The following is a 19,550-nucleotide window of genomic DNA, read 5'->3' as shown; positions in this document are numbered from 1 at the left end:
TGAATCCCACCAAACTCACGGAGTAACCGCCATGCGCTTCATGATCCTTGTCAAAGCCAGCGCCGATTCGGAAGCCGGCATCATGCCCAGCGAAGAACTGATCACCGCGATGGGCAACTTCAACGAAGAACTGGTCAAGGCCGGCATCCTGATCGATTGCGATGGCCTGCACCCGAGCAGCAAAGGCGCTCGCGTGCATTTCTCCGGGGACAAACGCACGGTTATCGACGGGCCGTTCATCGAGACCAAAGAACTGGTGGCGGGCTACTGGATCTGGGAAGTGAAATCGAAAGAAGAAGCCATCGAATGGGTCAAGCGCTGCCCTAACCCGATGCCAGGCGAGTCTGATATTGAAATCCGCCAGATATTTTCTCCAGAAGACTTCGGCGCTGAGTTCACTCCTGAAGCGCGAGAACAGGAAGAGCGTGTCCGCGAACAGGCCAAGAAAAACGGCTAACCGGGTATCGCGTGTAGGAGCTGCCGAAGGCTGCGATCTTTTGATCTTGAAAAGCAAAGTCAAAAGATCACAGCCTCGTTTCACTCGACACCTGCAGAATCGATCACTCGGGCATAGAACGATCATTCAACAGAGATCAGTTATTGAGCTCGACGTGATCCTGGGCTTGATTCACCGCGAGTTCACCCAGCATGACTATCTGTCTTAATTGATCGTTCCCACGCTCTGCGTGGGAATGCCTCAAGGGACGCTCTGCGTTCCAGCTTGCGAATTTGGCGCAGAGCGTCAAGGGCTGCATTCCAGTACAGAGCGTGGGAACGATCAATCAAGAGCGATCAGCTCTTGAGTTCGACGTGATCCAAGGCTTGATTCACCGCGAGTTCACCCAGCATGACAACCTGTGCGATCCCCAATGCAGTCTTGCGCTGCGATGTTTCCAGCGAGGCGGCGAAGTTGATGAGCATTTCGCTGGCCGAGCCGAGGGTTTCGCTGGCGTTGGCTAGAAGAGATTCAGTGTTGTACCTGGGATTGGCGAGGTACATGGGTTCCGGCTCGTTGGCGCTGGACATGATATGGGCGCTGGGGTTGAGGTAGAAATCGAGCGCGCGGTCGGCGGCTTCGTGGAGTTTTTTACTGTCGACTGAGGCGTAGGGGGATGTTGTGTCGGCGTCTGATTCTGGGGGGTTCGGTGTTGGCTTTTTCATGGTGTAACTCCACTGGAAAATTGGAGCTGCCCCATTCGGTTTCCGGACGAAGAGGTGGCAGCTGTACGCAGGTTGGAAACCCGGGCAGCGGCGACCCGGACGACCCGAAGGTCCCCCGCGCACAGCCGCCATAACGGAGTGCACACATTCGAAGTGCGCAAGGATACGTTATGAAAGGCGTGTACGCGCCACTAATACCCGTCGGGGTTTCCAGTCCCGGTCGCTGATTTGGCAGCGACGAACACAGGCTAGAGACCCGACGTCCGACGGACAACCTGAAAACCTTGTGGGAACGTTCCGCAAATTCCAAACAACGTTTAAACATCCCGAATTGAAATACGCATATGTAGGAGCGGCCGAAGGCTCGAGCCGCGATCGGACGAACTTTTGATTTTGCATTTAAAAAACACGATCAAAAGAGCGCAACCTCGTATCACTCGCCAGCTCCTGTCGCCAGTGCGCCGTCCGCTTGCAGGGTCAGTTGGCGGGTGATGCCCGGCAACGGTGGCAACCCGTACTGCCGCTGGTTTGTCGGCCAATAAGCAACAGCTGAGGACTTTTTCACGGGAAACAGGTAGGGTGCGCAAAATCAAAGTGCCATCACTGGACCGCGTCGCAGGTTTTCATGGAGTTGTACACGCAATGAGTTGCTGGACCGTCCTTGGCCTTACGGCCGACGCCGATACGCGCAGTATCAAACGCCAATACGCTGCCCTGCTCAAACAGACCCGCCCGGACGAAGACGCCGAGGGCTTCCAGCGCCTGCGTGACGCCTACGAGCAAGCCCTGAATTACAAGGAATGGGCGCAGGCCAGCGAGGACCACGGGGCTGATGAAGACGCCTGGGATTTGACCGGTCTGACCGTAGTCGAAGTCGATGCCTTGCAGCAGGCGACGCGCTCGCTGGCCGACACCAGCCTTGCACAATTGCAACAGCGCCATGCCCTCGCCGTTGAGCAGGGTTGCGCGCATATCCTCGAAGAGACCCTGCTGCAGCATTGCATCGAGCACCCGGATACATCGGCGCCGATGGTCGATTGGGCGGTGCAGACGTATCACTGGTTCAGTGCCTGGCAGCGGCTGGAACTGGACGAGGAATCCATCGAACATTTGCTCGATCACCAGCGGGAACGCATGACTCGACCGCTGCGTGATGCCCTCGAACGTGAGGACAGTGCGGCCTTTTTGCAAGCCTACGCACAGTGCGCGCAATACCTCTGGCTCGACGCTGAAGTGCACCGGCAGTGGTTCAACCTGTTCCTCAGTCGATTGCTGCTGGACAGCGAATACTGGTCTTCCGCTATTTTCGAACAGGTCTGCGCGGGCCAGGGCTGGCATTCCGGTCCGGCCAACCGTTGCCCGAAAGATGAATGGAAACGTCTGGTCGCGCGCCATGAAGCTCCGATTTTTATCGCGCAACAGCGTCAACTCGCCGAAGAGCCGCCCGCCACCGCCGAACACCGCGCCGCCCGCCTGCTGCTCGGCACTGGCCCGTTCAGCCAGCGTCGCGCATTGGCCCGGCGCTTGCGTGAGAAAGATTGGGAGCATTGCCGACATTTGAGTTCGGCGCTGTATGCCAATCATCCGAAGGTCTGCGCGGAATTGCCCGGTGGCACCGCGTTTTTCTGGCGCGACTGGGAACTGAAACGCGGCGAATGGCCGACCTACGTTGGCGTGGTGCTGGCCTGCCTGATCGGTGCGTTTACTCATTTCATTCCGCTGGGGCTGCGCGTCACCGGGCTGATCAATATCGTCATGACCTCAACAATCGTGTTTGGCGTGATCGCTGCGGGTATCAACTGGCTGACGCACGAACTGGCGCACACCCATTGGCTGCTGGATGACCGCCTCAGCGCACGGTTGTGGCCGGGTTTTGCCAAGGACGCTGCGCCGTTCGGCGTACTGCGCGATCTGATTCCCTGCGCATTGATGGTGGCCGGACTCTGCTGGTTTTTCGGCCCCATCGCCGGCGTCGTCTATGCGGCCACGCTGGCCAGCGTGGGTTTGATTCGTCGCCGTCAGGTCAAGCCACACACGTCCTGGGAAAAGACTAACCTGCCGGTGAAAATCGGCCTGACGCTACTCGGCGTTGTCGCCCTGGTGCTGGTGCTGGGTGTGTTCAAAGTGGCCGCCAGCCAAGGCACGGTCAACCGCAATCAGGGTCTGCAACCCTGGGCGGAGCGTTTGTGTAGCCGGTTGCCGGCGAGTTCTTTCGATTGCGGCGCCCCGGCCACCCGCGAGCAGTGGTATCCCGCGGAGGCACGGCCATGACGTCGAGATTCATGTTTGTCAGCGGCGTCGTGGTCGTTCTGGTGGTGATGGGGCTGTCGAGCGCGACCCGACCATTCCTGAAGCTCGACCTGTGGCTTGATCAGCGCGACTCAGTGGTGACCGCACAGGCCAACGCGTTGAGTCCGATCATTGCCTGCGTCAACCGTGTCGATGTGCACTGGCGCAACGCCTACGACAAAAACCAACATCAGCGGCCAACCGCTGATGCGTTCGGAAAGTATATTTCCGAGCCTCAGGATTTCGATAACAGTGATGCGTTCACTGTGCGTGACATCCAGGAGGATACCTGCCTGCGGGATATCAACGAAAAGCTCGAGCTGCTGACCTACCAGCCAGCGCTGTCGCAGAAAGTCCGTGACTACGCGCAAGCACTGAAGTGGGCATCGGTGATTTCGCCACCGACTCGACTCGATAAAAGTGCGAGCTTCTTTGTCGTCCCGTTCAACCAGACACCGCGAGTTCTGGCGCAAATTCAGACCGCCAGCAATGCCTATATCAGCGCATCGACTGCCTTGAGAGAAGAACTGCTGCCACTGGACATCGCGCAGCGATCCGAACAGCTCAAACTTCTTGAGGCACGCGTAGGCAAGGAGATCCACTGGTCTCTACTGGCGTATATGATTCAGGCCCGAGAGACATTGGAGCGGCTGGAGGACGGGATGAAGCATCGCACCCTGACCCCTCAAGCCGTGGCCGAAACCACCGCTGATCTGCAACAGGCGTGGAATCGCGGTGGGCCTTTCATCGGCCCGCGTGACCCTGGTTTCCGTAACAAAGACGATGATGCGCGCGAGCTGTGGCGACACATCCGTGAGCCTGCGCAGCACTATCTCGAAGCACTGAACACCCTGCACAGGGATTGGCAGGACCGTGCCGAACCGCAACGTTTGAGCGACGACTATTACACCGTCACCCGTGGCTACGACGCCTTGCTCAGCCATTACAACCGCCAGGCACGCGCCAATTTCTGAGGGTGTGCACAGGCCGGACGGTCCTCGCGGACAATCCGGCCTCGTGCGCTTACTTGGCTTTCTTGAGCTTCAGATACGACTGACGCAGGTCTGAGGCCCAGCCATCGATGACGGGTTTGACGTCATTGGTACTCATTGCCTGCGAATCATTTTCCAGTGGCTTGCCGGTGCCTTTGCGCACCACTTGCGCGACGACCTTGTTATTCGCGCCATCGAGGAACACCGCTTCGGTGGCCAACGTAGTTTCCTGATCACGAATACCGCTGGCGGTGCTGACCGCAGCGGCGACCAGCGCAATCGGAATTACCTCGTAAGCATGCAGGCCTTCGGTGGAGCTGCTTACGGCGGTGATTGCCGCACGCACCACAATCACGCCCGGGCCAGGACCGGTGGCCAACGGCAAGTCTTTGCCGATCTCACGTTTGAGCGCCTGATCGTAGTAGGAAGTGATGCCATTGAGGGTTTGCTGGGAGATTTTCGCGGTCGGTTGCGGTTTCGGGTAGAGCTGAGTCGGCTCGATGTACACACTGGTGAATTTCCTGACGTCGACCTTCGGATCGATCCAGCGCATCACCTCGGCACCGGACGGGGATTTGGCCTCCTTGAGCTGGCTGTAGTCTTTGAGGAATCCTGAGTACTCTTTCGGGTCGACGGTTTTGCTGGAACAACCCACCATTGCGACGGTGGCAATGCACAGAGTGCCCATCATCACTGCTAGCTTCATGCTGTAACTCCTGTCAGAAGGCCGAAAAACTTTGCCCGGGGGAATTACAGGTATAGCTAAAACTTCAGTAATTGCGATTGCACAGCACAATATTCACGCAAGGCTGCGCGGAGGATCACAAGCGTCATTTGAAAGACGTCGAGCATCCGGCAACGCTGCATCGAGCTCTTGGCCATTGGTGAGTTTCAAGAATCCGCTGCATTGGAACAAGCTGAGCTAGAACGCCCGCAAGTGCTGTTGCAGGGGTGGAAGAAGATGAACATGGGGGATCCGGCGCTTAAGTGACCGGCTGGAAATTGTCTTCCCTCACCCTAACCCTCTCCCAGAGGGAGAGGGGACCGATTGGGGGATATTCGAGAGATGCACCGACGTGACCGATTGGCTTTGAATCCATAATCGACTCGGTCTGTCACGTCGGTGTCGCTCGCCAGAAAACTCGGTCAGTCCCCTCTTTCAGAGATACACCGACGTGACCGATTGGCGTTGAATCCATAATCGACTCGGTCTGTCACGTCGGTGTCGCTCGCCAGACAACTCGGTCAGTCCCCTCTTTCAGAGATACACCGACGTGACCGATTGGCGTTGAATCCACAATCGACTCGGTTTGTCACGTCGGTGTCGCTCGCCAGACAACTCGGTCAGTCCCCTCTCCCTCCGGGAGAGGGTTAGGGTGAGGGGCTTTTCAGGGGTTCACCCCGTTACCAGGACGAAGTCTCACCACTGCGCAACGCCATCTCCCGCCGACTGTTGATGTGCATCGCCTTGATCAAGGACACCGTGCCCACCAGCAAAATCGCCGCCCCCAACAGGAAGTCGATGTTGTACAGCTGAAAATCCTGCACCGGCCCGATCAGCAGCACCCGCACGATCGCGGCGCCCAACAGCGTGGCAAGGAAGTCGATCCCCGGCTCATTGCGGTAAAACACCAGCAGTAACGGCAGGCACAACACCAACAGCAGCAACAACACCACAACCTTGAACGAGCCTTTGCGCTCAACGCTGAACGCGCATTCGTGCGGCCCGTACGCCTTGTAATCCTCGTCACGAATCATCGAGGTTTTCTCGTTGATGTAGTCGACGCGGTTGTACTTCTGGATCGGCGTGAAGGTGTTGGACATCTCCATCAACGTGGTGATGTTCTTGAAGCGCAGGTCGATGCGCTCGCTGCCCTTGAGGTAATAGAGCACCGGCTTATAGCCGTAGCGATAGCTGTCGAAAGGGAATTCGGTAACCTGACCCTGGACACCGATCGGCCGTGGTTCAAGTTCGGCGTAGGCACTTTTATTGGTGGCGGAAAGGTTGCGGCTCAGCGGCTGCACCTTGACCTGCTCAAGGAAGATCGGCGTGACGCCGTAGGACCATTGCAACGGTTCCAGACGCAGGCGCAGTTCATTGCGAGCGAGGTCGTAGCGGTTGAAGGTGCGTTCGGAAACCACCAGGGAACCACTGAGCATGAACTCGCCGCGCAGGTTATTAGTGACGCGCAAGGTCAGTTGGTCCTTGCCCAGCAACACCGCTTCTGTGGTCGGTGGCGTGCCGCACCACGCGGTGCTTTCGCCCACACCGCCAAGCTGGCCGTCGCGGTTTTCCTTGAATACGTAAAAATAACTGGCCCACAGCGTCACCATTAACAGCAACGCTGTGAGGCCGAGGATTTTTTTGCCCGGACTCACTGATCAGACTCCCTTCTTCGGTTCCATCGTCCAGCCGAAAACCCGCTGGCGACGGCGACTCTACCAAAAGGCCACCACTCACCCAAGGAAAAATGCCCGATTCAGGAGGTTTCTAGGGGTTTCCCCGGTGGTAAAAGCCAGATCAAAAGATCGCAGCCTGTGGCAGCTCCTACAGTTGAACTCATGTAGGAGCTGCCACAGGCTGCGATCTTTTCAAGCGTCAGCGCCGCCGGAACAGCGGGCGTGGCTCGATGACCGAACGCCCATACAACACGCTCATCCCGGCCAATCCTTTCAGCGCATCCTCAGCCGATTTGTCCTCACGCACCGCGAAACTGTCGAACCCGCACTGGCGCATATGGCTGAGCTGATCACGCAGCACATCGCCAATCGCGCGCAACTCCCCTGCCCAGCCGAACCGGCTGCGCAGCAGATAAGCCTGGCTGTAAGCACGCCCGTCGCGAAAACTCGGAAAATCCAGCGCTATCAGCGGTAACGAGTCCAGCCACGGCACCAGACTTTCAACCTCATCATCCGGACCGAGCCACACCGCATGAGTCGACGGTGATTCCAGCCAATGCATCAGCGGCAATATCAGCAAACCCTCCGGCCTTAGCGTCGATGGTTCGCGCATCAACGTCCACGGATCGTCTGTCACTATCCGCGCTACGCCCTGCTCCAGCCGCAACAGATTGTTCATACCGCCGCCTCCAGCGTCTTCGGATAGACCCGTTCCTTGAACGGCTCCATGCCAATCCGCGCGACGGTGTCGACGAACAATTCCTCGTGCTCGCGATAGCGCACAAACGTGCCGATGATCCGCTCGATCACCTGCGGCACTTCCGCAGCGCTGAACGACGGGCCGATGACTTTGCCCAATGCGCTGTTTTTGCCCTGCGCACCGCCGAGAGTGATCTGATACCACTCGCTGCCGTTCTTATCGACGCCGAGGATGCCGATATTGCCGATGTGGTGATGGCCGCAAGCGTTCATGCAGCCGGAGATATTCAGGCTGATATCACCCAGATCGTGCAGGTAATCAAGATTATCGAAACGCGCCTGAATCGCCTGGGCAATCGGGATCGATTTGGCGTTGGCCAGTGCACAGAAATCGCCACCGGGGCAGGCAATGATGTCGGTCAGCAGGCCGACGTTGGCGCTGCCCAGATCGTGTTTGCAGGCCAGTTGCCACAGCGCATAGAGGTCGCTTTTCGCCACGTCGGGGAGGACGATGTTCTGCTCATGGGCAATACGGATCTCGCCAAACCCGAAACGCTGCGACCAGTCGGCGACTGCGAGCATCTGCGCGCCGGTGACATCCCCCGGCGGCGCCGCCATGCCCGGTTTGGTCGACAGCACCACGCTGGTGTAACCCGGCACCTTGTGCGGTTGCACATTGCGCGCGACCCAACGGGCAAACGCCGGGCTTTCGGCCAGGCGCGTGCCGAAGTCCAGATCGGTGTCGGCCAGGGTCTGATAAACCGGCGGCACGAAGGCGCTGGCGACCCGCTGATATTCGGCCTCGGTCAACTGCGCCGGGCCGTCCTTGAGGTGTTGCCATTCCTCTTCGACTTCCTTGGCGAACGCCTCGATACCCAGCGCCTTGACCAGAATCTTGATGCGCGCCTTGTACTTGTTATCGCGCCGGCCGTGGCGGTTGTACACGCGCAAAACCGCTTCGACGTAGGACAGCAAATGCTGCCACGGCAAGCCTTCGCGAATCTGCAAACCGAGGATCGGCGTGCGCCCCAGACCACCGCCGACGATCACTCGCAGAAGCATCTGCCCATCGCGGCCGGGGTAAAGATACAGGCCGATGTCGTGCATCATGATTGCCGCGCGATCCTGCTTGGCCGAGCAAATGGCGATCTTGAATTTGCGCGGCAGAAACAGGAATTCCGGGTTGATCGTCGACCACTGCCGCAGGATCTCGGCCAACGGGCGCGGGTCGATCAGTTCGTCCGCCGCGACCCCGGCGAACGCCTCGGTGGTGATGTTGCGCACGCAGTTGCCGGAGGTCTGGATCGCATGCATGTTGACCTGCGCCAGACGCTCGAGGATATCCGGCACCTCGGCGAGTTCGATCCAGTTGAACTGCATGTTCTGCCGCGTGGTGAAGTGGCCATAACCGCGATCGTAGTCGCTCGCAATGCTCGCCAGCGTGCGCATCTGCTCGGCGCTCAGCGTGCCGTAGGGAATCGCCACGCGCAGCATGTAGGCGTGCTTCTGCAGGTACAGGCCGTTTTGCAGGCGCAGCGGCAAAAACTCCTCTTCGCTCAACTCCCCGGCCATGAAGCGCTCGACCTGATCGCGGAATTGCGCAACACGCTCGAACACCAGCGCCCGGTCGTAATCATCGTATTGATACATGCACACCTCATCAGAATTGATCACGGATCAAAACTGTGGGAGCGAGCAAGCTCGCTCCCACAGGATTTTTCCAGACTATGGCCGAACGGCGCAGCACGTTACAGATTCACCTGAACTCATAAAAACCATATCAGGGCGCGGCAGAACGCCGCAGTCAGCCCTTCAATCTGATCCGCACAAATCAAAGATTCCTGAGCCTGTTTTGTTTCTGGTGGGGTTTCTACAGTGCAGCTCATGCCAGACCGGGTGGCCTGGCAAGACTTTGCAACCGTGGATGAACTGACCATGAGCACAGCAACAATCGGACAGGCTTACAACTACAAGGTCGTCCGCCAATTCGTTATCGCGACGGTTTTCTGGGGTGTGGTGGGCATGGCGATGGGGGTTTTTATCGCCTCGCAACTGGTGTGGCCAGAGATGAACCTGGACCTGCCGTGGACCACCTTCGGCCGCTTGCGACCGCTGCACACCAGCCTGGTGATTTTTGGTTTCGCCGGCAGCGCGCAATTTGCCGCCAGTTACTACGCGGTGCAGCGCACCTGCCAGGTACGGCTGTATTCAGACAAACTCGCCGCGTTCACCTTCTGGGGCTGGCAATCAGTGATCGTGATCATGCTGGTCACTCTGCCGCTGGGCTACACCACTACCAAGGAATACGCCGAAATCGAATTCTCCGGCGCAGTGTGGATGGCCGTGGTCTGGGTCGCCTACGCCATCGTGTTTTTCACCACCGTGGTGCAGCGCAAGACCAAGCACATCTACGTCGGTAACTGGTTTTTCGGCGCGTTCATCCTGGTGATCGCCATGTTGCACGTGGTCAATCACCTGTCGATTCCGGTGGACTGGTTCAAGTCGTATCCGGTGTATTCCGGCGCCACCGATGCGATGGTGCAGTGGTGGTACGGGCACAACGCGGTGGGTTTCTTCCTGACCACCGGGTTCCTCGGCATGATGTATTACTTCGTGCCGAAACAGGTCAATCGGCCGGTGTATTCGTATCGCTTGTCGATTGTGCATTTCTGGGCGCTGATTACCTTGTACATCTGGGCCGGCCCGCACCATTTGCACTACACCGCGCTGCCGGACTGGGCGCAGTCACTGGGCATGGCCATGTCGCTGATCCTGCTCGCGCCGAGCTGGGGCGGGATGATCAACGGCATGATGACCTTGTCCGGTGCCTGGCATAAGTTGCGCACCGACCCGATCCTGCGATTCCTCGTGCTGTCGCTGGCGTTCTACGGCATGTCGACCTTCGAAGGGCCGATGATGGCGATCAAAACCGTCAACGCCCTCTCCCACTACACCGACTGGACCATCGGCCACGTCCACGCCGGCGCGTTGGGCTGGGTGGCGATGATCACCTTCGGCGCGACCTATCACATGGTGCCGAAAGTGTTTGGCCGCGAGCAGATGTACAGCACGCCGCTGATCAATCTGCACTTCTGGCTGGCGACCATCGGCACGGTGCTCTACATCGCTTCGATGTGGGTCAACGGCATCACCCAGGGCCTGATGTGGCGGGCGATCAACGAGGACGGCACGCTGACCTATTCATTCGTCGAAGCGCTACAGGCCAGTCATCCGGGGTTTATCGTGCGCTTTGCCGGCGGGGTGTTCTTCCTCACCGGGATGTTGTTGATGGCTTACAACGTGTGGCGCACGGTGCGGGTGGCCGACATTTCACTGGCACGCAGTGAAGCGCAGATCGCCTGAGGCAGGGAGCCGCGCGTGATGGAGATTTTCTTTGATGTGTTGGGCGTGATGTTTCTATGGCTGGCGGTGGAGTACTGCTTGCGGCGGGAGACGGCGGACAGTCTGGAGGAAGCGAGCATGGTGCCGTTTGCCGATGACCCCGAGGTGGCGCGGCGGGTTGAACTGGCTACCGGGAAAACCGTGAAAGCGGTGGCGCCGGAAGACGCCAAACCATGCTGGATCAATCTTGAAATGTGAGAGGAATCAGTAGCGGAGGGGCCTCCCCTCCGCTGCCTGCACATTTTGCTCTGACAGTCCGCCACCGACAAACGGTAGATTTTTCGTATTTCCCCTGTCAGATCTGACAGTAGGCAGGTGGCAGGTTTGTCTTTATGTTGCTAACGAGACGGCACTCATAGCGCATCGTTTTCCAACGTGCTGCCAAACACTGCCACATGACCATCGGTATTGACCAGTCAGAACCAGGGAGCACCAAGATGAGAAGCGCCCTCCTTACATTGCTCCTTGCAACACTATTAGGCTGCTCACCCATCGCCACCCAGTCACCGGTCGAGCAAGGTGTCAGCAATAGTCCAAACGTAGCAATGACGGGCCCGCAAGTGGTCGAGCTATTGAACCAGCTCTACAACTCCAAATTCGTGAACTGCCATGAGTCAGCCAATCAACCGGCTTTTCTCTGTTCCGGGATCATTCTTCGAGTCACGGACAAGCAGCCTGGCGAAACGCATCACGTATGGAACCCAAGCCCAACCTCAGTCAAGAACGGCGGAGTATCGTTTTCCTTCCTCAGGGCAGACTCGAAATTCGGCCGTCTGGCCTGGGGCAAAGGCAATGGATTAATGTTGTACCCCATCTTCGGTGCGCCGCAAGACAAGGTCGATCTGGACGTTTTGTGCTCCTTTCCCATCGATGGCTGGACCTGGAACCGCACAACCCCCTGTGGTCCACACGCCTCTTTTCCCGCGACAAGCCAGCGTTGCCGAAGTGCGGGTGTGACCACCGCCGAGCAATGGAAAAGCGTTTGGGATAACTCGCCCAACAGTCATCACATTCGACAATGTGGCTTCGACGTTTCCGAGGCAACCGGAAGGCCGGCTGCAGCGGCTTTTTACCAATCGGTACGAGCCCGCACAATGTTGAGCCAAGTGTCTGCACATTTCTCCGAACAGAATGAAATCGTGATCAAGACCTGGCCACAGAACCTGCAAAACACCTTGCCTCTGATGGCCTTCTTTTATATCGCCGGGGGGGACAATGCCGGGTTATCTCAAGCCCGAGACAATCAGAAGGATTTCTATGATTCCACGACTTCCAGAATCTGGGTGCCGGTGATCCGTCTGTATCCCCCATCCACATCAGCCCACGATGCAACATTCCAGTACGTTGACACGGATCAGTTGATCAAACCCTGATTCAGCCCGTGCTGCTCACCGTGCCTGCACTGCAAACGCAGCCAGTAGCGTCACCGCCGGATTGGCCTCGTCACGTGTGCAGGACTGGACCAAGCGAGGCCGATGGTGCTAGCCGCGTTCACGCGGTATCAGACTCTGCAATTGCAGCGCCAGAAAATTTGCATCAAATACAAACGTGTCGGGATCCTTCAGCCCATTGGTCTTGCGCCACTGCCACTCACCGTCTGCCAATCCCACCAGGGAAATACTGCCGTAACGTGCCGCCGTAAGGCCCATCACCGCCAGAGAAATCTGCCCCGCGCTGCCCATCACATCTGGCACGAACTCTACCGGTTTGCCGGCAATCACGATGCTCAGCTTTTCCGTCTTGAAGGTCGAGGTTTCCACCGGCGTGCTCGGCCCGAACGCGACATACGTCTCACGGCTGACTTCCAGCAGATTGGGCATTTGTACCGGCGCAAGCCATTGCTCAATGTTGCCGAACAACTCGATGATCCGGGCGGCCCACGCCGCCGACTGGGTCTCGAACAGTTGGGCCTTGTGCGCTTCGCTCTCGGCATAGCGGCGAAGCATATCGCCCAGTTGTTGTACGTCGTCCATTGTTGCACTCCTCGGCTCAAAGCCTGCGAACTCCGATAGTGGCAGATCAACGTGCTGGCGTACGGTTAACCACCGATTCAAGCTCCGCATACGCTTAATCCAGACGAACGGTAGGATTTGCCCCCTCCACCTGTCAGATCTGACAGTAGGCAGCCAGCGACAGAGGGTTTTAGATAAACCCTCGAGTTGCTTGAGTTCCGGAGAAGCCGCATGACCGTCGATAACGGTAAAACACAACCCCAAGACATCGCCCCTGTGAAAATTCCAGGCTGGGTTACAGCCATACAACATCCGGAAAAGCCACATGGCGGAGTTCCCCTGTCGTTGCACAACAATGGCTTTCTCCAACTGCTAATCGATCCATGGCTCAACCATAGCGCCTATGACGACGCAGGCATATTGCTCGGAACCTCGGATGTCGCGGTGATCAACAAGGTTACCCAGCCGGGCGAGGAGAATCAGCGGTTCAACATGGATCTACCTGCCGCACTATTGAAAAACGGCATCAACCCGTTACGCCTGCAAGTGACCCGAGTCGGTCAGGATCCCGAAACTTCGGAGGCGCTGAAAGTGCTCTATTACACCCCGCGCCCCGGTGACCAGATTTCGGGGGGTGGAGACAATCCCAATCTGATCATGAGCCTTCCGGCCGATGTCATCACCGACGGCATCGATGCCGGCCGCGCAGAAAAGGGCGTGGATGTGACTCTGCGTTACATCCATATGCGCGAGCGGGACATCATTACGCTTTATTGCGATAGCCTGGAAAAAGAGCATGTCGTCAGCGCGGCGCAAGCAGCGGCAGGCAGCGTGGTATTGAAACTGGTCGCCATCGACTTCTGGCAGGACAACCCCAAATTCGCCATGCGTTTCAGAGTCACCGATCAACTCGGCAACTCTTCCGGCCCCCAAGCCATCTGGTCAAAAACCACGTTGATCGATGTGCACTTACGCCGACAACCGGAACTCGATCTGATCAGGCCCAAGGTACTGGAAGCGAAAGAGTCCGGCGGCACGCTACTGAACTTCATCAAGGATTTTTATGAAGCCAAGTTCGCCACGGTAGAAGTCAACTACACAGGCTCCGACACAGGGCAAACGGTAAGAGTCCAATGGCTCGGACGCAGCTTCACCTACACCACTGAGGTGCAGACTGTAAAAACACCTGGGGAAACGTTGCATTTCCAGATTCCGCGCCTGGAGGTCATCGACACTATGGGGGGCGGTGGTCGGGCAGAAGTAACCTACACGGTCAGATTGCCCGGCACTACCGATGACAAGCCCTCTCGCGATCTGAATCTGGCATTCACCGAGCAGAAGCACCTTCTAGGGCAACCCACGATCAATACAGACAGAACCAATTTAAGGGTTCACTACCCGACACTTGAAGCTCCCTACAGAGTGCGTATGGCGTTGCATGGTGTGACCACCCGCTATAGCGACGAGGTGGACATCGTCAACGAGTCTTACACCAACATCCCGATTCCAGCGGCGTGGATCACAGAGAACCGCGGAAAAGACGTGATGTTCAACTACACGCTCAAACGTACCGGGACCAGTGAGCCACTGATCTTTTCATGGTGCCTCAGGGTGAGGCTCTAGCGAGTTACGAGGCAGGGCAACCGCAATCAAACCGACATTTCTCATTACCCTGAACGGTGAAGAGCAAATCATCATGCGCCAAATAATCGGTTTCATATTAATCGCTGTGTTGTTCGGTTGTTCCCAAGACACCCGGCAACAGCCGGCGCCCACCATTACCAATATAGTCCAGAACATTGATGGGCCTGCCATTGCCGCACGCCTTTCAACCCTGTACGACCGCAAGTACGCGAACTGCAACAACTCAAACTCTCAACCTGCGTTTCTCTGTTCAGGCGTCATAATCAGAGTCACCGTCAAGGATCCTGACAACAAATATAAAGTCTGGGAACCGAGCCCGACTTCAGTAAAACAGGGCATGGTGACATTTTCCTATCTGCGAGCAGACTCCAACATCACACGCTTCGCTTATAGCTATAACAACGGCTACATAGTCTTTCCGATATTCGAAGCGCCCACAGACAAGCTTGATCATCAAATACTGTGCTCTTACCCGTACGACGCTTGGAGTCACACTCGTGGCAATACCCCTTGTGCAGCGCACGCGAGCTATCCAGCGCAAAGCCAGCTATGCCAAAACGCGGGCGTGACCACCGCAGAACAATGGTACGAAGTCTGGAAAGTGCCCGGCGGCAGCCCCAATCAACGGCAATGCGGCTTTGACGTCAGGGATGAACGCAATGCATTGGCCGGCCCGGCGTTCTATCAATCCATACGCGCCAGAGGGCTGCCCAATCCGCGCAACGAGAATCACAACGAAATCCAGATCAAGACCTGGTGCGACCCCACCAGCGCCAACCCTGCCACTTCATGTAAACAGTCCTTCCCTGCCAACAGGTTTCCGATCATGGCGTTCTTCTACTTAAACGGCAGCGCGGGCCTGGCGGACGCCCAGTACAACCAGCGTGATTTCTATAACTCGACCAATCCGAAAGTCATCGTACCGATCATTCGTCTGACGCTTGCCAGTAGTGGCACGATTTTTACTTACATACAGGCCGATCAGGTGATCCTCCAGTAAGTCCATTCCAACTTTAGTTGAAGGAAAAGGAAATCATCATGTACAAAATAGTCGCATTCTTGCTGATCGGTTTGTTGACGGCATGCTCACAGCCTGCATCGCAATCGCCTGATGTAATCGACGCGAGCGCAGTGCAAAGCCAGAGAATGGATGGCCCGGCTACCGCCACTTATCTCACGACGCTCTACGCCCGCAAGTTCCCCAATTGCAACAAAGTGGATTCGCAACCTGCCTTTCTATGTTCAGGAGTGATGATCAGGGTTACGGAAAAAGACCCGAACAATACATATAAAGTCTGGGATCCGAGTCCGACCTCGGTAAAAAATGGCGGAGTCAACTTCTCCTACCTGCGTGCGGATAGCAACTTCAGCAAAATGGCCTGGGGCAACGCCAATGGCTACATGCTGTATCCGATATTGGAAAGGCTTGCCGGCACTGACCAGTTAGCAGTGCTATGTGCGTATCCCATGGACTCTTATGGATGGTATCGCAGTGCAACCGCCGTTTGCGTTGCTCACCCTTCTTACCCGAAGAGTGGCCACTGCCAGGATGCAAACATAACCACCGGCGAGCAATTCAAAGCGGCTTGGGATGGCGCTCCTGGCGATCAAAACCGGCGGCAATGCGACTTTGATGTCAGAGACGAACGCAACATGCTCGCCGGCCCGGCGTTTTATCAATCGCTGCGCGCCAAGAGCTTGTTAGGGCAAACAGGCTTCGCCCAATGGAACGACATACTTATCAAAACCTGGCCTGCCGGCAAGCAAAACACCTTCCCCATCCTGGCGTTCTTCTACCTCGGCTCGAGTACCGATCCCAAGCAGCTCGCCGATGCGAAATACAACCAACGGGATTTTTATAACTCAACCAGTGCGAAGGTGATCGTTCCCATCATTCGCGTGGAGTTGGCCGCCAGCGCGACCGGTACAGCGACGTTCACCTACTCCGCAGCAGACCAGGAAATCAGATAATGAGCACTGTTCGCACAATCTCTGCAACGTTCGCAATGGCTGCCATCGGCCTGACGGCACTGTTGAGCTGGCCGGCTCATGCGCAGCCAAAATCGGACGACCCGGATAGCTTCATTCTGACGGTCGAGCGCTGCGTAAAATACATTCAGAGCGCGCATTGGGTGTATCGGGAATATGAATGGACTTTTTCCATCACACCCACACCTTGTGCCAGGAAAACTCTCCCGGAAGCCACGCCTTTTATTTGGGATGAGTTGACACGTGATTATTCCAACAGCCGCTATTGGCAAAATACCCACGGCATGCGCCACCAACTGATTTGCCACTTGGCGATCGCGCGCGATAAACCCGAATGGAATCTCGAGCCGTGGCGTCCGGATGTCGGATATGCCAAGACACTCGCCGCCGGTTGCAATCACGTCATCCCGTTACCTGAGCCTGCACCATGACACTTGCGTAAAACTTCATCGTTACAGTTATTTTGCTGCTGGCATCCATCCTTTAACCCAAGGAAACTCGGTGCAGGCCTGTCTTCACTCGCGTCAGGCCATTGCCCGAGGAACTTCAATGCGCACCATCGGCCTGATCGGCGGCATGAGCTGGGAATCCAGCGCCGAATACTATCGACTGATCAATCAGCAAGTCCGCGATCGTCTCGGCCCGTTGCGCTCGGCGCAAATGCTGATGTACAGCGTCGACTTCGGCCCTGTCGAACAGGCCCAGCACGCCGGGCGCTGGGAGGATGCGGCGGCGATTCTGGTGAACGCCGCGCGCAGGCTCGAAGCCGGCGGCGCTGATTGTGTGGTGCTGTGTACCAACACCATGCACAAGGTCGCCGAGCAGATTCAGGCGGCGATCAACATTCCGTTTCTGCACATTGCCGAACCGGCCGCACAGGCGGCCCTGAACATAGATGCGCGCACCGTCGGATTGCTCGGCACCGCGTTCACTATGGAGCAGGACTTTCTCAAACAACGTTTGATTGCCCGAGGTTTGACCGTATTGGTGCCGGACGAAACAGAGCGTAAGGATGTGCACCGGATCATCTACGACGAACTTTGCGTCGGCGTGATCAATGAACAGTCGCGACAAATCTATCAGCGGGTGATCGAATCCCTCACCGCGCGTGGCGCGCAGGCGATCATCCTCGGCTGCACGGAAATTGGCATGTTGATCAAACCCGAACACAGCGCCCTGCCCCTGCTCGACACCACCGAACTGCATGCACAGTCGGCGGTGGCGTTCGCCCTGGGCGAGTGAGTCAGGCTTTCGGACGATTGCGCAGGCGGGCCATGCTCAGGGTGTCGACCCATTGCCCGTCGCGCACCGCGTAATCGCGAAACAGGCCTTCGTCCTCGAAACCGAACTTGCGGTAGAGGCCGATGGCCGCTTCGTTATCGGCATACACGGTGAGTTCGACGCGGTGCAGATTCATCCAGTTGTCGGCAACCTCCAGCGCCGCCGCCAACAGCGTCGAGCCCACGCCTTTGCCCTGCCACGCCACCGCAACGCCCATACCGAAACTGCCAGCGTGCGCCCGACGCATCCGCGAATACGCCTCCAGCCCGAGGTTGCCGATCACCACGCCCTGATGCAGCGCAACCAGCTTCACCGCCCGTTCGTTGTCCGCCAGCAGGCGCTGGCGCCAGACCTCAACGGACTGAAACGGCATCTGCAGCACCTGACGCGCCACAGCTGGATCGTTGTACAGCGCAGTGATGCCCTCAATGTGCGATTCGTTGAAACGCTCGAGGTGGATGGCGGGATTGTGGTCTGGCATGGCGGATCCTTCCTGGATCGATGTGTGGCTGACCACTCTAAACCGCTGAACACCTCATCTGCCATAGGTAAACACTTGTAGGAGTGAGCCTGCTCGCGAAAGCGGTGTGTCAGTCAACATTGATCAATCTGACACACCGCTTTCGCGAGCAGGCTCACTCCTACAGGGGAATGCATCAGGGCTGAAACCATTCCTGACGTTCATTGAAGGTGTGGTGGATGAGGTCAGTGAGGGTCTGCACTTCGGCCACATTCTGCGACTCAGCGTTAACGGCCAGCCATGCCTCCAATTGCATCGGTTCCTCGAACAGCCCCGGCAGTGCGATCAGGCCTCGATCAAACCGGCTCATATACGCCGGCAACAAACCAATGCACGCGCTGCAACGAATCATCTCCAGCATCAACTCATAAGACTGCATCTGCACCACCCCGGCCAACCGCTGTGCAACCAACTCATTCCACGGCCGGAAGCTGTCGATCTGCCGGTCATGCTGCCATTGCACCAGCATGAAGTCGGCGAGGTCATCAGGCGTGTCCGGGCGGGCGGTGACGCGGGAGTAGCGTTTGGCGATGTGTGGCAGGTAGTCGAGGCGTGCCAGCGGTTGCGGTTCGCTGGTGGCGAAGGTCGGGCCGGGGTGTGGGGTTTCGCCATGGGCGAGCCAGAGAACGATGTCGGCGCTGACCGCGCGCAGGGACAGTTCGCTGTCCAGCGCGATGATTTCCAGGCGCACGCTGGCGTTGCGCCGCAGCAGTGCGATGAGATCGCGGCCGAGGATGTCGTGGAGGATCGATTCGGCGACGGCGAGGCGGATCAATGGTTGCTCGATCACCGGCAGTTTGCGTTCGTTGGCCAGCGCTATGAGTTTGGCCTGTAGCTGTTGGCCTTCGCGGGTGAGGCTCAAGGCGCTGCCCTGAAAGCTGAACAGGGTGTGTTGCAGTTCTTGCTCAAGCTGGGCCAGTTGTTTGCGCAACAAGGTCGCGCGCACGTTGAGGCTGCGCGCGGCTTGCATGAAGCAACCGCAGCGGGCGCTGACGAGGAAGTATTGCGCGACTTCGCTGTCGATGGTCGCGGCGTGTGCGAGCCACGGTTCGCTGTGGTCATGTGGCCAGCGGTAATCGTTGGTGCCCGGTCGTCCTGCGGGTTCGGTGAATGACATCGATGACTCCCTGTCGATCTTTGTATTTGTCTTAACGCAGCTCCCTGTAGGAGTGAGCCTGCTCGCGATAGCGGTGTGTCAGTCGACATTTCTTAACCTGACAC

At 57.6% G+C, this 19,550-nt stretch carries 19 protein-coding genes; 11 read left to right on the top strand and 8 right to left on the bottom strand.

The genetic code is table 11. The features are described from left to right. Positions 1-31 precede the first annotated feature (31 nt). Entirely contained in the window at positions 32-457 is a 426-nt protein-coding gene (locus AC0ZWN_RS24330; RefSeq protein ID WP_476336892.1) for a YciI family protein, read from the top strand. A gap of 335 nt (positions 458-792) precedes the next feature. Here AC0ZWN_RS24330 and AC0ZWN_RS24325 read toward each other — a convergent pair whose 3' ends face one another. After that, positions 793-1,161: a DUF6124 family protein gene (locus tag AC0ZWN_RS24325; RefSeq protein WP_476336890.1), complete on the bottom strand. Its 369-nt coding sequence runs from the start codon at positions 1,159-1,161 to the stop codon at positions 793-795. Between the two features lie 642 nt (positions 1,162-1,803). On the opposite strand from AC0ZWN_RS24325, the gene AC0ZWN_RS24320 reads away from it, so the two are divergent. Together AC0ZWN_RS24320 and AC0ZWN_RS24315 are read left to right on the top strand one after the other, a co-directional pair. Beyond that, positions 1,804-3,432, top strand: a complete 1,629-nt coding sequence (locus tag AC0ZWN_RS24320; RefSeq protein ID WP_476336889.1) for a J domain-containing protein — start codon at positions 1,804-1,806, stop codon at positions 3,430-3,432. Beyond that, positions 3,429-4,424 carry a DUF3829 domain-containing protein gene (locus tag AC0ZWN_RS24315; protein ID WP_476336887.1) on the top strand — a complete coding sequence of 332 codons (996 nt, stop codon included), beginning with the start codon at positions 3,429-3,431 and terminating at the stop codon, positions 4,422-4,424. The genes AC0ZWN_RS24320 and AC0ZWN_RS24315 overlap by 4 nt, the downstream gene beginning before the upstream one ends. A gap of 49 nt (positions 4,425-4,473) precedes the next feature. On the opposite strand, the gene AC0ZWN_RS24310 is transcribed toward AC0ZWN_RS24315, so the two are convergent. From AC0ZWN_RS24310 to AC0ZWN_RS24295, 4 genes are all read right to left on the bottom strand, one after another. After that, positions 4,474-5,148, bottom strand: coding sequence for a DUF3313 domain-containing protein (locus tag AC0ZWN_RS24310; protein ID WP_093433003.1), 675 nt, complete (start codon positions 5,146-5,148; stop codon positions 4,474-4,476). Between the two features lie 698 nt (positions 5,149-5,846). Beyond that, positions 5,847-6,821 carry a hypothetical protein gene (locus AC0ZWN_RS24305; RefSeq protein WP_476336886.1) on the bottom strand — a complete coding sequence of 325 codons (975 nt, stop codon included), beginning with the start codon at positions 6,819-6,821 and terminating at the stop codon, positions 5,847-5,849. Between the two features lie 220 nt (positions 6,822-7,041). Next, on the bottom strand, positions 7,042-7,521 hold the full coding sequence (locus AC0ZWN_RS24300; protein WP_476336885.1) for a DUF934 domain-containing protein: 480 nt from the start codon (positions 7,519-7,521) through the stop codon (positions 7,042-7,044). Beyond that, a complete protein-coding gene (locus AC0ZWN_RS24295; RefSeq protein WP_476336883.1) occupies positions 7,518-9,191 on the bottom strand; it encodes a nitrite/sulfite reductase in 1,674 nt (557 codons plus the stop codon). Before AC0ZWN_RS24295 ends, AC0ZWN_RS24300 begins: the two co-directional genes overlap by 4 nt. Before the next feature lie 285 nt (positions 9,192-9,476). On the opposite strand from AC0ZWN_RS24295, the gene ccoN reads away from it, so the two are divergent. The 3 genes from ccoN to AC0ZWN_RS24280 all read left to right on the top strand — a co-directional run bounded on the left by ccoN (position 9,477) and on the right by AC0ZWN_RS24280 (position 12,316). Next, positions 9,477-10,904, top strand: a complete 1,428-nt coding sequence (gene ccoN / locus AC0ZWN_RS24290; RefSeq protein ID WP_099759420.1) for a cytochrome-c oxidase, cbb3-type subunit I — start codon at positions 9,477-9,479, stop codon at positions 10,902-10,904. An 18-nt stretch (positions 10,905-10,922) separates the two neighbouring features. Beyond that, on the top strand, positions 10,923-11,141 hold the full coding sequence (locus AC0ZWN_RS24285) for a cbb3-type cytochrome c oxidase subunit 3 (protein WP_476336881.1): 219 nt from the start codon (positions 10,923-10,925) through the stop codon (positions 11,139-11,141). Positions 11,142-11,380: 239 nt separating this feature from the next. Beyond that, positions 11,381-12,316 (top strand): halovibrin HvnC, encoded by a 936-nt coding sequence (locus AC0ZWN_RS24280; RefSeq protein ID WP_476336879.1) that lies wholly within the window; start codon positions 11,381-11,383, stop codon positions 12,314-12,316. Positions 12,317-12,424: 108 nt separating this feature from the next. On the opposite strand, the gene AC0ZWN_RS24275 is transcribed toward AC0ZWN_RS24280, so the two are convergent. Continuing rightward, positions 12,425-12,916 (bottom strand): hypothetical protein, encoded by a 492-nt coding sequence (locus AC0ZWN_RS24275; RefSeq protein WP_116254703.1) that lies wholly within the window; start codon positions 12,914-12,916, stop codon positions 12,425-12,427. 210 nt (positions 12,917-13,126) lie between these two features. Between AC0ZWN_RS24275 and AC0ZWN_RS24270 the strand changes: the two genes are divergently transcribed. The 5 genes from AC0ZWN_RS24270 to AC0ZWN_RS24250 all read left to right on the top strand — a co-directional run bounded on the left by AC0ZWN_RS24270 (position 13,127) and on the right by AC0ZWN_RS24250 (position 17,770). Next, positions 13,127-14,518, top strand: a complete 1,392-nt coding sequence (locus tag AC0ZWN_RS24270; RefSeq protein ID WP_476336877.1) for a hypothetical protein — start codon at positions 13,127-13,129, stop codon at positions 14,516-14,518. Between the two features lie 73 nt (positions 14,519-14,591). Then, complete coding sequence (locus AC0ZWN_RS24265) at positions 14,592-15,539, top strand: halovibrin HvnC (RefSeq protein ID WP_476336875.1); 948 nt, start codon at positions 14,592-14,594, stop codon at positions 15,537-15,539. A gap of 38 nt (positions 15,540-15,577) precedes the next feature. Then, positions 15,578-16,510 (top strand): halovibrin HvnC, encoded by a 933-nt coding sequence (locus AC0ZWN_RS24260; RefSeq protein WP_460090772.1) that lies wholly within the window; start codon positions 15,578-15,580, stop codon positions 16,508-16,510. After that, positions 16,510-16,959 (top strand): DUF2599 domain-containing protein, encoded by a 450-nt coding sequence (locus AC0ZWN_RS24255; RefSeq protein WP_476336874.1) that lies wholly within the window; start codon positions 16,510-16,512, stop codon positions 16,957-16,959. The genes AC0ZWN_RS24260 and AC0ZWN_RS24255 overlap by 1 nt, the downstream gene beginning before the upstream one ends. Before the next feature lie 118 nt (positions 16,960-17,077). Then, positions 17,078-17,770 (top strand): aspartate/glutamate racemase family protein, encoded by a 693-nt coding sequence (locus AC0ZWN_RS24250; RefSeq protein WP_476336872.1) that lies wholly within the window; start codon positions 17,078-17,080, stop codon positions 17,768-17,770. Between the two features lies 1 nt (position 17,771). On the opposite strand, the gene AC0ZWN_RS24245 is transcribed toward AC0ZWN_RS24250, so the two are convergent. Both AC0ZWN_RS24245 and AC0ZWN_RS24240 read right to left on the bottom strand, forming a co-directional pair. Continuing rightward, on the bottom strand, positions 17,772-18,290 hold the full coding sequence (locus AC0ZWN_RS24245; RefSeq protein WP_476336871.1) for a GNAT family N-acetyltransferase: 519 nt from the start codon (positions 18,288-18,290) through the stop codon (positions 17,772-17,774). Between the two features lie 175 nt (positions 18,291-18,465). After that, complete coding sequence (locus tag AC0ZWN_RS24240; RefSeq protein WP_476336869.1) at positions 18,466-19,446, bottom strand: LysR substrate-binding domain-containing protein; 981 nt, start codon at positions 19,444-19,446, stop codon at positions 18,466-18,468. Positions 19,447-19,550 lie beyond the last annotated feature (104 nt).

The organism is Pseudomonas sp. 3B-A001-10F, assembly GCF_056313565.1.
This window is presented reverse-complemented; position numbering and strand designations above follow the sequence as displayed.